This window comes from Leisingera sp. S132 (assembly GCF_025144465.1).
Lineage (GTDB): Bacteria > Pseudomonadota > Alphaproteobacteria > Rhodobacterales > Rhodobacteraceae > Leisingera.
This window is the reverse complement of the sequence record NZ_CP083555.1, coordinates 20,320-33,591: the sequence shown is the minus strand read 5'-3', so window position 1 is coordinate 33,591 and position 13,272 is coordinate 20,320. Positions and strand designations below refer to the sequence as shown.

At 53.8% G+C, this 13,272-nt stretch carries 14 protein-coding genes; 8 read left to right on the top strand and 6 right to left on the bottom strand.

Annotated elements, in window-relative coordinates:
• Position 1: 1 nt before the first annotated feature.
• Together K3725_RS20075 and K3725_RS20070 are read right to left on the bottom strand one after the other, a co-directional pair.
• The gene (locus K3725_RS20075; protein ID WP_311202234.1) at positions 2 to 700 is read right to left on the bottom strand and encodes a lytic transglycosylase domain-containing protein; all 699 of its coding nucleotides are present in this window, start codon (positions 698 to 700) and stop codon (positions 2 to 4) included.
• On the bottom strand, positions 639 to 953 hold the full coding sequence (locus K3725_RS20070) for a hypothetical protein (protein WP_008335576.1): 315 nt from the start codon (positions 951 to 953) through the stop codon (positions 639 to 641). Before K3725_RS20070 ends, K3725_RS20075 begins: the two co-directional genes overlap by 62 nt.
• A 132-nt stretch (positions 954 to 1,085) precedes the next feature.
• On the opposite strand from K3725_RS20070, the gene K3725_RS20065 reads away from it, so the two are divergent.
• On the top strand, positions 1,086 to 1,664 hold the full coding sequence (locus K3725_RS20065; RefSeq protein ID WP_171119998.1) for a hypothetical protein: 579 nt from the start codon (positions 1,086 to 1,088) through the stop codon (positions 1,662 to 1,664).
• Positions 1,665 to 1,982: 318 nt separating this feature from the next.
• On the opposite strand, the gene K3725_RS20060 is transcribed toward K3725_RS20065, so the two are convergent.
• The 4 genes from K3725_RS20060 to K3725_RS20045 all read right to left on the bottom strand — a co-directional run bounded on the left by K3725_RS20060 (position 1,983) and on the right by K3725_RS20045 (position 6,077).
• Positions 1,983 to 2,699: a TetR/AcrR family transcriptional regulator gene (locus K3725_RS20060; protein ID WP_170456194.1), complete on the bottom strand. Its 717-nt coding sequence runs from the start codon at positions 2,697 to 2,699 to the stop codon at positions 1,983 to 1,985.
• 74 nt (positions 2,700 to 2,773) lie between these two features.
• Positions 2,774 to 4,324 (bottom strand): TRAP transporter large permease subunit, encoded by a 1,551-nt coding sequence (locus K3725_RS20055; protein WP_170456192.1) that lies wholly within the window; start codon positions 4,322 to 4,324, stop codon positions 2,774 to 2,776.
• A complete protein-coding gene (locus K3725_RS20050; RefSeq protein WP_170456190.1) occupies positions 4,317 to 4,838 on the bottom strand; it encodes a TRAP transporter small permease subunit in 522 nt (173 codons plus the stop codon). Before K3725_RS20050 ends, K3725_RS20055 begins: the two co-directional genes overlap by 8 nt.
• Before the next feature lie 144 nt (positions 4,839 to 4,982).
• Entirely contained in the window at positions 4,983 to 6,077 is a 1,095-nt protein-coding gene (locus tag K3725_RS20045; protein WP_170456188.1) for a TRAP transporter substrate-binding protein, read from the bottom strand.
• A 136-nt stretch (positions 6,078 to 6,213) separates the two neighbouring features.
• On the opposite strand from K3725_RS20045, the gene K3725_RS20040 reads away from it, so the two are divergent.
• The 7 genes from K3725_RS20040 to K3725_RS20010 all read left to right on the top strand — a co-directional run bounded on the left by K3725_RS20040 (position 6,214) and on the right by K3725_RS20010 (position 13,271).
• Positions 6,214 to 6,588 carry a cupin domain-containing protein gene (locus K3725_RS20040; RefSeq protein WP_170456186.1) on the top strand — a complete coding sequence of 125 codons (375 nt, stop codon included), beginning with the start codon at positions 6,214 to 6,216 and terminating at the stop codon, positions 6,586 to 6,588.
• A gap of 69 nt (positions 6,589 to 6,657) precedes the next feature.
• Entirely contained in the window at positions 6,658 to 8,037 is a 1,380-nt protein-coding gene (locus tag K3725_RS20035; protein WP_170456311.1) for an aldehyde dehydrogenase family protein, read from the top strand.
• Between the two features lie 49 nt (positions 8,038 to 8,086).
• Positions 8,087 to 9,721: an acetolactate synthase large subunit gene (locus K3725_RS20030; protein ID WP_170456184.1), complete on the top strand. Its 1,635-nt coding sequence runs from the start codon at positions 8,087 to 8,089 to the stop codon at positions 9,719 to 9,721.
• Between the two features lie 111 nt (positions 9,722 to 9,832).
• Positions 9,833 to 10,222: a glyoxalase gene (locus K3725_RS20025; RefSeq protein WP_170456182.1), complete on the top strand. Its 390-nt coding sequence runs from the start codon at positions 9,833 to 9,835 to the stop codon at positions 10,220 to 10,222.
• Positions 10,223 to 10,894, top strand: a complete 672-nt coding sequence (locus K3725_RS20020; RefSeq protein WP_170456180.1) for an SDR family oxidoreductase — start codon at positions 10,223 to 10,225, stop codon at positions 10,892 to 10,894. It abuts the gene before it with no gap.
• A 146-nt stretch (positions 10,895 to 11,040) separates the two neighbouring features.
• On the top strand, positions 11,041 to 11,895 hold the full coding sequence (locus K3725_RS20015) for a DMT family transporter (protein ID WP_260018774.1): 855 nt from the start codon (positions 11,041 to 11,043) through the stop codon (positions 11,893 to 11,895).
• Between the two features lie 125 nt (positions 11,896 to 12,020).
• Positions 12,021 to 13,271, top strand: coding sequence for an LVIVD repeat-containing protein (locus tag K3725_RS20010; protein WP_170756600.1), 1,251 nt, complete (start codon positions 12,021 to 12,023; stop codon positions 13,269 to 13,271).
• Position 13,272 lies beyond the last annotated feature (1 nt).

Here is a 13,272-nt window from a genome sequence, read left to right as displayed (position 1 = left end):
TTTACTGAAGATCGATGAGGACGGGCGCGCGGGCAGGCACCCGGACTGCGACGCGGGTGTCCGGAGCGGCAACGGGCGTGCCCGACAGCCGGGACCGGATCCGATGGATGCGCGCGATATACTCGCGGGTCTCGGCGAAGGGCGGCACGCCCGCGTATTCGACCACACGGTGTGGACCGGCATTGTAGGCCGCGAGTGCCAAGTCGATGTTCTTGAACGCGGCGATCTGCGCGAGCAGGTAGCGCGCGGCGCCGTCGAGGTTCTGGGACGGGTCGCGCGGATCGACCCCCAGGCCGCGGGCCGTGTCTGGCATCAGCTGGCCAAGACCGTAGGCACCCTTGGGGCTGACAGCGGTCGGGTTGTAGCTGCTTTCGGCCTCAACCAGAGCGCGGAACAGGATCTGCCAGTCGTCGGCACTCAGACCAACCTGGCGCAGGGCACGGTTCCCTAGGTGGCGGTCAGCAGTCGTCCGGATCAGGAAGAGGACGTCGTCGCGACCGGAAGGCGGAGTGGCCTCCAGTGAGACCAGATCGACTTCCGCCTCAGCACTATCACCCAGCCCCGCCCAGGCGGGCCGTTCGCCATGAAAGGTCCAGCCGGATGTCCGGGCCGTGCCGTCGCGGCCGAAGGCGATGACGTCAGCCGCGCTCCTCGAGGGTGATGCTGTAGTCAGGACCAAAGCGCAGATCGCGCCCGTCACCGAATTCGAGATGATGTTTGAAGAGCCCCGGCCATATGTTGAAATACCGCGGCTCGGGCCCGTGCGGGGTGATCCGGGTCGAGACCAGAATGGCTTCCGGCTCGCCCTCGCGCAGGTAGATGCACTGGTAGCGCGGCTTGCCATCGTCCGTGAACCCCACGAGTTCATACCGGCAGCGGAACGCGATGCCCTTCTCGGACAGGTCTTTGACACCATCGATGGTGATCAGGATCTGGTTGCGCGCTATCGGCATGTTCGGACTCTCCCCACGAGAGCCCTTCTACTTCACGACACTAAGGCCATAAAGTCATATGGAGTCAATACGACATATTGCAGAAGAATACAAATTGCAGGATAGTCGGTGCAACTTTTGCGGGAGAGCGACATGAAACGAGAGGCGATGGCAGCTGCAATGGGAGTGATGGCGGTGTTTGGCGCCCCTGAGAAGGCGCAGGCCTATGACATCGACTGCGCCATCATGCTCTGCATGGCGGGTGGTTTCCCCCCGAGCACCGTCTGTGCGCGCGCCTATCGCACCATGATCCGCCGCATCACGCCATGGCCGAGCCTGCCGCCCTTCGGAGTTTGCACCTTCGCCCATGTGCCAGTCGAACTGGGTGGCCCTGGCGGGGAGGGTAAACTCGACACTAGCCTCCCCGAATACGAGTGGCTGAACCGGACCCATGTGATCTGGTTTCGAGGGCGGTCTTACAAGGAGCGGGATATGCCTCGGCAGTGGGATTGGTCGATCCGCTCCTGCGATCGCGAGAACCAAACCTGTCGCTTCATCCAGCGTGTCTACGGGTCCCGCACGCCCTGGCCCACGACATTCGTCTCGGAAAGCGGTCAGGAGATTGCCTACCCGACCAGCGGTGGCCTATGGCACTTCTATTCCCGCAGCATCATGGTCGAATACGGCGACTACGAAGGCAACATGGGCCACTCGGAGTGGTTCTCCTACTGATCCGATTTCTTGGTCGTCTCTAGGGAGAACGGCCTTGCCTCTACTGACCGAAATTCAACACCATCTGGATCGACGAGCCAACGGCGGCTCACGGAGCCATCGTTCCAGCGGTAATCGGTAAAGATGTGGACCTCTGTTTGACCAGCCACAAGGTAGCCTTCTTGGAAAGGCCAGCCTGATTGTTTCTTTACCACTAGCTTCGCGCCACCGTTGCCTTGTTCATTTTGCTACCGTTGTTCATTAGAACTCTGACTTATCCGAGCAAAAGGAGCGGCAGTCACCTTTGCCAGCTGAATCCAGCTTTCAAAAAATTCGGTTTCATTCCAAACCTTCATTCACTGTTATTGCCGAGGGAGGTGCTTTCCCGTTTTCACGATGGTTGAGGTCGCTCAAAAATGACTCGAAACCAACAAGAAAACTGCGAGTTCTGCTGCGGACCAGCGTTTCTATGTTCACCTGTGTCGGTGTCTTATAGATCCACTGCCGCACCCCGAGGTAGAAGATGCTCGAATGGAACCCCCAGATTAACTCCAGCGCCAGTTCACGGTCTTCTGGTTTCGAAAGTGCCTTTTGGCCCATGCTGACGAGTTGCTCATCAAGCAAGGGTTCAAAAATTCGTCTACGCAACATTGAAATATATCGCTGAGAAATGATCGGGTCTTCGAAGGCGGACAGTAGAAAAATGCGCACCCAATCTTTTTGAAGCACCACCCTTGAGTAATCTAATAGGTAGCGTTCCAGTCTTTCCTGGACGCTAAGTTGGCGATCTCTCAGAATCTCGTCCCATTCCGGGTTCCAACGTCCGACATAGACCCTCTCATAAATCTTCTCGATAATCTCTTCTTTGGTCGCAAAGTATCGGTATAGCAGACTTTGGCTGACGTTGAGGTGTCGAGCCAGTTCGCGGGTGGAGAATGCAAATCCATGATCTGCCACAAATTCGATCGCACCTGTAAGAATCAGGTGTTCTCTGTCCTGCGGGGAAAGGCGCGTGCGCTTCTTGGGGGCGGGTGCTTGCGTGTCAGGGTTTTGCATCTTTTACTTTATGGTTTGGTGGTTCAGGCACTGCACAAATGTGCCCTGCCCAGGGCTTGGGCAGGGCGTTGGGCTTACCTTAGTGCATAGGGCAGCCAGGTGGAAATGCTTGGTATGAATGCCACGATGACCAGAACCAATATCTGCAAGCCGATAAATGGCATTACACCAAGATAGATGTTGCGTGTTGAGATGTCGGGTGGTGCAGCTGATCGGAAGTAAAACAACGCAAATCCAAATGGGGGGGTTAGGAACGATGTTTGCAAGTTTAGTGAGATCAGAATGGCAAGCCAGATCGGATCGATCCCGGACATCAGCAAAACAGGTGCGATCGTTGGTACAATGACAAAGATGATTTCGATGAAATCAAGGATGAAGCCCAAAAGGAACATGACCGCCAGAACGACCGCCAGCGCGGCGTAGGGGCCGCCGGGGACATTTGAAATCAGATGCTGCACCGCCTCATCGCCGCCAAACCCGCGGAAGACAAGCGACAGCATGGCTGCTCCGATCAGAATCATGAACACCATCGAACTCAGTCGAACGGTTTCGACGGCCGTGCTGGAAATTGCACCCGACTTGAAGACACGCAACAGAGCAACGAGGAAATACCCAACGAAAATCAGAACCGGGATAGCTACACTTATGCGCTCAAACAAAATCGGCACCTCGACATTGCCGAAAACCAGTTGCTTCAGAAATACAGCCGCAGCCAGGAAAAGCAGTGCGTTGTTGGCGTGTTTTCGGTGTTCTGACCCAAACCCGGCAAGCAATATGGCACCTGCAGCCCCGATCGAGGCGGATTCGGTTGGAGTTGCAACGCCGCCAAGAATTGAACCGAGCACACCGAGGATGAGCGCTAGTGGTGGAACCAGTCTAATAAGGAGAGATTTGATCGAAATCTTCATCTCCTCAGCTTCGGTTTCCGGTGGCGGCGGGCAAGTGTTGGGCCTGAAGAAAGTCAACAAAACCTGATAGGTGAGGAACACGACAACCATCAACAATCCGGGAACAATCGCACCGGCAAACAGATCCGAGATCGACACGGTGTCAGGTGAGAAATTTCCTTGGGCCAGTTGGGCTTTCTGGTAAGCTGAGGAAATCGTGTCTGCCAACAGGACCAGCACCAGTGAAGGGGGGATAATCTGACCGAGTGTTCCGGCCGCGCAGATTGATCCGGCAGCCAGGCGCGGCGAGTAACCCCATTTCAACATCACCGGCAAGGATAACAGTGCCATTGTTGTCACCGTCGCCCCTACAATGCCGGTCGACGCTGCAAGAAGAGCACCTACCAGAGTGATCGCAAAGCCAAGACCGCCGCGCCGCTTGCCAAATAGCCGACCGATGCCGTCTAAGAGTTCGGACGCAATGCCGCTTCGTTCTAGCATCGCTCCCATGAATACGAAAAGCGGTACGGCAAGCAGTACATCGTTGGTCATTGCTGCGTAAATACGCTGAGGGATGGCGGCCAAGAAGGAAGCATCGAAATGCTGGAAGAGGATACCAACCCCCGCCAAAAGCAGCGATACGCCCCCTAGAACGAAGGCCACAGGAAAACCGGACATCAGGCAGATGAGCAGGCCCGCAAATAGGGCGATCAAATAGAGGGTGTGAATGTCATCCATTTTGTGACCCCTTTGGCAGAACACACCGTTTTAGGATCGACAGGGCGTGCAGTATGAGGAGCAGCAAAGCGATTGGAATAACTGTTTTGAACAAGAAAACGCCGGGCAAACCGGATGCTTCTCGTGATCCTTCCAATGCGGTCCAGCTGTTGAGGACGTAGTCTTTGGACGCCCAAAACATGAATATGCAAAGCGGCAAAAGGAAAAACAGAATTCCCAAGGCATCAATGATGCGCCTGCGTCGTGCCGAAAACGTGTGATACAGCATATCGACACGTACGTGCCGATCTGAGGCCAGAGCGTCGGCCATAGCAAGCATGAACATGGTCCCAAAGAGGTAAAGGATCGCTTCCTGGGCCATCACGGATCCCGCATCAAAGAGGTATCGTGCGACAACCACTGCAAATTGGAGCAAGACCATTGTAACGGCCATCCATTTACTGATGGTTCCTGTCCAGGCAATGAGCTGTCCTAGCGCTCCCGCTCGCGCCATATGTGTTGTTGATTGTTCCATATCATTTTTCCCGGTCCCCGCCGTAGAGCAGGAGAGCCATTTGTTGGAGGGCAGGGGTGCAAAGCAAGGTGATCCGATCCGGGAGAAAGTGGTCCAATCCCCGGATCGGATCAGCTGACCACAAGGGTGGACAGGGGTCAGCTATCACTGGGCTTCTCTGCCCTGTTTCAGGCGCGCGTTTGCGTAGTCACCAATTTCGCCCCACTGGCGTTGGTTTTCGCGGAAGGCGATCCAGCTTTCGTGAACCTTTGTGGCCATTGGGCTTTTTGCAGCGCTTTCAGCGAGCACTTCCGGGGCGATGCGTTGCATCTCTTGGACAATGTCCGAGGGCCATTCGTGCAGTTGCACGTCATGATCATTCACAAGCGTGTTCAGTGCATCCAGATTTCGAGCGTTGTATTCAGCAAGCGAAGTGACATATTCCGCATCAGCGGCGTCCTGCATGATGGCCCGCTCGGTGTCGCTGAGGCCTGCCCAAACTTCGGCGTTCACATGGGATGACAGCGTATGCCCCATCTCGTGGAAGCCAGGGTAATAGTAGTGTTTTGCCGCGCGGTGAAAGCCGAAGGCCAAGTCATTCCATGGGGCGATCCACTCAAGCCCGTCGATTGTACCGGATTGCAGCGCTGTAAACAGCTCGCCACCGGGGATGTTCACCGGAGTCGCCCCAAGCCGGGACAGCATCTGCCCGCCCAGACCGGGATACCGGACGCGAAGGCCCTGAAGATCAGCGGCGGTTTCAATCGGGTTCTTAAACCACCCGCCCATTTGCGCGCCGGTGTTTAGGTTGGCAAGCGGCTTGACACCATGGGCTGCACCCAACTCGTCCCAAAGCTCCTGACCACCGCCGAATTTCAACCAAGTGAAATGCTCATCGGCGGTCAATCCAAACGGAACAACCGCAAAATACACAAAGGCTGGGTCCTTTCCGAACCAATAGTAAGGCGTGTCATGGGTCAGATCGCCCGCGCCCGATGCTACAGCGTCCAGAACCTCAAATGGCGCAACAATTTCACCGGCTCCGTACACTTTGATGCGCAGCTTGCCTTCACTCGCATCTGACACGCGTTTTGCAAATCGCTCAGCGCTGGTTCCTAGGCCGGGAAAATTTTTTGGCCAGCATGTCAGCATCTTTAGCTCTGTCCCGCCCTGAGCAAGGGCGGGAGCCGCGAGCGCTGCAGCTCCTGTGGCCGCCGTCGCAGTCTTGAAAAATTTTCGTCTTGTGACCTTGAAGCTCATCACGTTTCCTCCCTGATATATGATGATCAATCGATCAATAGAAATAGCTAGAAGATGCGTCAACAAAAAAAATACTTGTGTTTAAAAGGGAAAAGATGTGTATCACTAAAGATCATGTGAACTATAGGAGAGAGAAATGGCTGACATATCCTGCTTGGAGCAATACTCCAAATGGGCACCAGACAAGAGGCAAGAGATCGTTGAAAACTGGACGAATCGTCAGGTTGGATCGCGCGTAGTCTCTGAAACCGACACGTTGCGAATCTGGCATCTGGAACTTCAACCAGGAGAACGCGCACCGTTTCACCGCCATGAGGAATCCTACTTCTGGACGGTGCTTGGGGATGGGAAGTCCCGCTCCCACTATCATGATGGAGAAATCAGGGACACTGACTATCGGGCAGGAGACACACAACACTTCGACCTTCGAGAAGGAGACTTTTTTGTTCACGACCTCGAAAATATCGGAGAGACTCCTCTCGTTTTTGTAACTGTCGAATTCAAGGCCTGAACTTAGGCCCGACTGGCATTCCCAAACGATGCCGGGCCTACTCAATTCCCAAAGAAAGAGCGCTTGGAAATGATACATACGGTTCATAACGCATTCACGGGTGAGACGATTGCTGGAGTTGAACTGAATACTTGGCAAGACGTGGACAAGGCGCTTGATCGAGCGAACGTGATCCATCGAACAAATACGGCGGGTCTGCCCGTTTGGCGGAGAATTGAGATCTTGGAGCGTTTGGCAGCGAGGATTCTAGAATGTCGTGAAGAACTTGCCCTGCAAATCGCCGTTGAGGGCGGCAAGCCTTTAAAGGACGCTTTGGTAGAAGTTGACCGCGCTGCTCAGAGCACGAAACTCGCATCGACAGTTTTGGCCGAGACTGGCGGTAGGGAAATCCCAATGGACCTCACTCCCGCTGGGCAGGGAAGGATAGCCTTTACGAGGCAAATCCCCATTGGACCAGTTGTTGCGGTTAGTGCCTTCAACCACCCTTTGAACTTGATTGCCCATCAGGTCGCACCCGCGGTCGCGGCCAACTGTCCTGTAATTATTAAGCCATCGATGCAAACACCGATGTCCTGCCTGAGCTATGTTCGCTTGCTGCACGAATCTGGTTTGCCAGAAGAGTGTTGTACTGTTGTGTTGGTGAAGCGAGATGTCGCAGAGCAATTGGTTTCGGATCCACGGGTTGCGTTCTTTAGCTTTATCGGATCCGCCGATGTCGGTTGGTCATTGCGAAGCAAGCTTGCGCCTGGTGCCCGGTGCGCACTGGAACATGGTGGTGTAGCGCCAGTAGTGATTGCTGAGGATGCGTGTATCGGCTCTGCTGTGGAGAGTGTTGTCAAAGGCGGTTTTTATCACGCCGGGCAAGTTTGTGTTTCTGTGCAGAGGGTATTTGCGGTAGGGAACGCCGCAGATACATTTGTTGATGAACTGGTCGAAAAAACTTCCGAACTCGTCACTGGTGATCCGCGAGAACCGGACACGGATGTTGGTCCATTGATTTCAACTGGAGAAGTTGACCGAGTTTCTGGCTGGGTTGACGACGCAGTTCTGGGAGGTGCGAACCTGCGGTGTGGTGGTGCCCGAATATCAGAACGAACCTATGCACCGACCGTTTTGATTGATCCTCCCGAAGATAGTCAAGTCGCAAAGTCGGAGGTATTTGGTCCAGTTGTTTCGGTGTTCAGATGCGCGACAGTTGAAGAGGCGGTCTCCAGAGCAAATGACGTTGACGCTTCGTTTCAGGCCGCCGTGTTTAGCGAAAGCCTGGATACCGCACTAGCAGTTGCCGAAAACTTGCGTGGCTCTGCGGTGATGGTCAATGATCATACCGCCTTTCGTGTTGATTGGATGCCATTCGCTGGTTTGGGGACATCTGGTCTGGGCGTCGGCGGGATCAAAGGCACTTACCATGACATGACAGTCGAAAAGATGACTGTAATTCGACGTTGAGCATCTCGTCGCTCACCAACAGTATCAACAAAAAATGGCAGAGGTAGAAATGAAGGCTGCGGAACTGCTTGTGAAATGCCTTGAGAATGAAGGTGTCGAGTACATCTTTGGCGTCCCTGGCGAAGAGAATATCGATGTGATGGACGCACTTGTGGATAGTTCAATAGAGTTTGTCACGACACGCCATGAACAAGGGGCAGCGTTTATTGCGGACGTGTATGGACGCTTAACTGGACGCGCAGGAGTGTGCCTTTCAACGCTAGGGCCTGGTGCGACAAATCTGGTTACCGGGATTGCGGATGCAAACATGGATCGTGCGCCAGTTGTGGCGATTGCAGGGCAGGGTTCGACAGCGCGTATGCATAAGGAAAGCCATCAGATTTTGGATCTTGTGAACCTGTTCGAGCCTATCACCAAGTACGCAACGCAAATTCCTTTGCCCGAAATTATTCCTGAAGTTGTCAGAAAGGCCTTTAAGATAGCACAGACTGAAAAGCCGGGCTGTGCATTCATCGACCTGCCTGAAAACATTGCAGGCTCCAACCTCCCACCGGCAACGCCACTTCGTGTACAACAACCGGTCGATCCTATTGCACCGTCTGGAAAATGTGCGGAAGTAGCTCAAATGGTGGATGCTGCAAAATCAGTGATGATTATCGCTGGCAATGGCGTCATCCGGGAAAAAGCATCCACTGCTTTGGTAGCCTTCGCAGAGGCAATCAATGCCCCTGTTGCAACAACGTTCATGGCTAAAGGGGCGATTCCATTCAGCCATCCATTGTGCCTTGGAGCTATCGGGTTGCAGGCAAAAGACTTCGTTAGCTATGGCGTTGACGCTGCTGACCTCGTGATTTGTGTGGGTGTGGATATGGTCGAGTATCATCCTCGCCTATGGAATCCTGAGTGTACCAAGAAAATAATTCACATCGATCGGAGCCCGGCTGAAGTTGATGAACACTACATTTTGGAAGCGGGCATCGTTGGTACAATTCGTGATACACTTGCCAGGATTTCTGCAAAGGTGAAGGCAAGGCCCGCCTCCCAGCTTCATGAACTCCGAATGAGCATTGCGACCGAGGTGTCGGAGTTCCAGAACGACGGCAGTTTCCCTGTTAAGCCTCAGAAGATTGTTTGGGATCTTAGGCAGGCGCTCGATGTGGAAGACATCGTCATTTCTGATGTGGGGGCGCACAAGATGTGGATGGCGCGCATGTATCAAGCCGAACGTCCAAATACCTGCATCATTTCGAACGGCTTTGCTTCAATGGGCATTGCGCTACCGGGCGCTATCGCTGCCAAACTGGCTTTCCCAGATCGTCATGCCGTTGCAGTGTGTGGAGACGCTGGCTTCATGATGAACAATCAGGAAATCGAAACCGCTATCCGACTGGGCCTTGATTTAGTGGTTCTGATTTTTAACGACAGCAAATATGGACTGATTGAATGGCATCAGCATCGGCATTTTGGACGTGCAACAGGCATTGAATTTGGCAATCCCGATTTTGTCAAGTTTGCAGAAAGCTTTGGCGCCAAAGGATATCGCGTAGAGAGTAGCGAAAGCTTGCTACCTATTCTGAGCGAAGCTCTGCACGACGGCACGGTGTCGATCATCGACTGTCCAGTGGACTACTCAGAGAACATGAAGCTTACCCGAAAGCTACAGAGTTTGGTGGTGCCTTTGTAGGAAGAGGTTTGTGCGAATTTTTTAAGTAACTCAAACTCTCATGTTTGCTTTAGCACTCTAATTGTCCGCGCCCTTTTGCACCATCTTCTAATGAGAATGATGGGGGCATACATGCAACTTGATCACATCACAATTCGTACTTCTAACCTCCCAGAGGCGCGGGCGTTCTTCCTTGAGGTTTTTCCGGATTTGGAAGAACGCCCGCGACCCAAAGCGATTCAAGCAATCCCAGGTCATTGGCTCTTTGCGAAGGATGAACCCATCGTTCATCTCATCGGGTCCCACGATGGACACTTGGACCGGGGAGGAGAGGCGTGGGATCATATTGGCTTTCGTTTGAAGGGATATGAGGCGTTCCGTGCGCGGCTTGATCGGTTGAAGATACCATTTGCCCCGATGGAATTGCCTGAGTTGGGAGAGCGTCGGCTGTTTTTCAGAACGCCTGGCGGGCCCGTAATCGAAACAGTATTTCGCGAACCCCAGAACAAGAAGGAACACTAGATGGGCTTTGAAAAAACCACGAAAACTATCGTTATTGGCGGCACCTCAGGGATTGGTCGTGCAGTGGCAGAGTTGTTGAGTGCGCGGCCGGGTGAGGTGGTGGTGGCCAGTCGTTCAAACGGGCTCGACATCTCAGACGAGGATCAAGTGAACGAGTTTTTTAAACGGCAAGGATTGTTTGACCATCTTGTGGTGACAGCTGGATCGCGAGCCCCAAGTGGGAAATTGGTCGGTCTGAATTTGAACAGCGCAAGATCAGCATTTGATACGAAATTCTGGGGAAGCGTGAATGCGGTTCACGCTGCCGCGTCAAATATTCGACCCGGAGGAACAATCACCTTAACGTCCGGTTTTCTGGCGCGGCGCACGGTGCCAGGGACGTTTGTCAAAACGGCAATGAATGCTGCCCTTGAGGCGACCGCCAAGATACTCGCGCGTGAGTTGGCACCGCTGCGCGTCAACGTAGTCAGTCCCGGTCTGACGGAGACAGAAGCCTACTCAGGAATGGAAGCCACCGCTCGCAGCCAGATGCTTCAAAATGCGGCGGCAAGCTTACCGGCCGGTCGAGTTGCGCAACCTCATGACCTCGCTGCGGGCTACTTGTTTGCCATTGATACGCCGTCTGTCACAGGCGCTGTCATTGATATCGAAGGCGGAGCACTTGTCGCATAGGTTTGACCTCAGTTCGATGTCAAAAATCTCGATTTTTGGACGTTAGGACTGTTAGCCCGATGATCCGGTCACCTGATACGAGAGAATCCTGCAAGCCAGGTCGGTGTACACGGCGCCGACCTGCGTCTTTTGATGCGCCGTATCTGATGCTATGGATTTCGATTGTCATTTTGGGGATTAACTGGCCCATCATGAAGCAGGCGTTGCTTCATGTGACCCCGTTTTGGATGGTCGCGCTACGCTATTGCCTAAGCGTGCCAGTAATCGCTGTTTTTGTAATAGTCGCGCGGCATAGATTGCCGAAGTTTGAGCGGCGGGATCTGCGTGTTATTCTTGGCGTCGCGCTGCTTCAGTTTGTTGCGCAGATGGGGTTGGTGACGCTGGCCCTGCAATGGGTGCCAGCCAGCACCGCAAGTATTCTCATATACACCACGCCGGTGTGGTTGGTGCTGATTGACCGGATTTTATGTCGACAACAGGTTTCGCCACGTCGACTTTGGCCGACGCTGGCCTCTGCGACTGGCTGTGTTCTGGTCTTGTTAGGAGCCGGTCAGGTTGGAGACGTGGGGCCGCTGTTATTGATCTTGCTCGCCGCGCTATTCTGGTCATCTTCGATGAAGCTTATCGCGACGCATAACTGGATGGGCGATGTCCGGGATGCGCTTTTCTGGCAATTTCTGGTTGCAGGGGTGATCTCTCTTCCAATTGCGTTCTGGATGGAAGGGGGGATGAAGTTCCATTCTTTATCGTTCGCCGGGTTGGGGCTTCTTGCATTTGTCGGTCCGGTGGCCACAGGGCTTGGGTTCGGACTGATGGTGGCGGTAGGGCGAACGCTTCCTGTATCGCAAATCGCGTTGTTCAGTACGTTGTCACCGGTGATTGGCTTTGTGAGCTCTGCACTCTTGCTGGGTGACCCTTTGAATTTGATGATTGTGGTGGGTGCGGGAACGCTGCTTCTGGCGCTTGTGTGGGGAGCCTTATCAAGCAAGTCTTCTGCTTAGATTTAAATTGGCCGAAAATCTACAAAAACTGACCTGAGCGCGAATGCAGGCCAATCTTTCCTTTCGCAAAATATCGGCAACTCGGGGTGTGACCCCGCTTTCAGGAATTATCTGAGGATGTTGCGATGACCGTGCTGGATCTGCCCAAACCCGACTATGCAAACAATATGAAACTGATCGGTCATTCTGATCAAGGCGGTCGCCCGGATGGGGTGCAGTTGATGATCAACAAGGGTTTTGCGTTTACTGGGCATATGTTTTCAAAGGGGTTTAGCGTGATTGATGTGCGCGATCCCCACAACCCAAAACCCGTGGCATATGTGCCTGCACCGGCTAACACGTGGAATATCCACCTTCAGACCCATGAAGACCTGCTTCTGGTGATCAATGCAAAAGACATGTTCGCGTCGGCAGAGTTCCAGGATGAAACCGAGTATTACAAAGGGGCATTGGGCAAGAAGGTCGGCACAGCGCAGCAGACACGGCAGCGCGACTGGACCGCCGGTATGACGGTTTACGATATCTCCAACCCGGCTGAGCCAAGAAAGATTTCGTTCATGCCTGTTGAGGGCGGGGGGATTCATCGGATTTGGTATACAGGCGGGCGTTGGGCTTATGCGTCTGTGCTTCTGGACGGGTTCACAGATTACATCTTCATGACAATCGACATAGCCGATCCAGCTAATCCGAAAGAGGCAGGGCGTTTTTGGTTACCGGGCATGAACCTGGCTGCTGGTGAAGAACACAATGGCGAGCGGCGAGGTGGGTTGCACCATGCCATCATTCATGGCGATACGGCTTACGGAGCTTGGCGCGACGAGGGCATGGTGGTCATCGATGTGACAGACCGCAGCAATCCGGAATTGATTGTCCATAAAAACTGGTCCCCGCCGTTTGGTGGCGGCACGCACAACTGCCTTCCACTGCCGGACAGAGACCTGCTGGTTGTTGTAGACGAAGCGGTGCTCGACAACTGCGAAGACGGGATCAAGCACATCTGGATGTTTGATAACCGTGTGCCTTCAAGCCCGGTCAGTATCTCGACGTTCCCGATCCCGTCAGAGGCTGAGTATTGCAAGAAAGATGGGCATTTTGGGCCCCACAACATCTATGAGAACCGGCCCGATGGGTTGGTGAGCGATCAGTTAATTTTTTCAACCATGCAGAATGCAGGCATTCGCGTGACTGACATTTCAGACGCCTATCGCCCCATGGAAGTGGCGGCCTTTGTTCCGCCCAAGCCAAACCGGTTGATTGATCACCGTCCGGGCCGTCCATTGGTGATCCAGAACTGCGATGTCTATGTCGATAAACAGGGGCTTGTATACGCAAACGACTACAATGGCGGGTTGTTCATTCTGGAGTATCAAGGCTGAT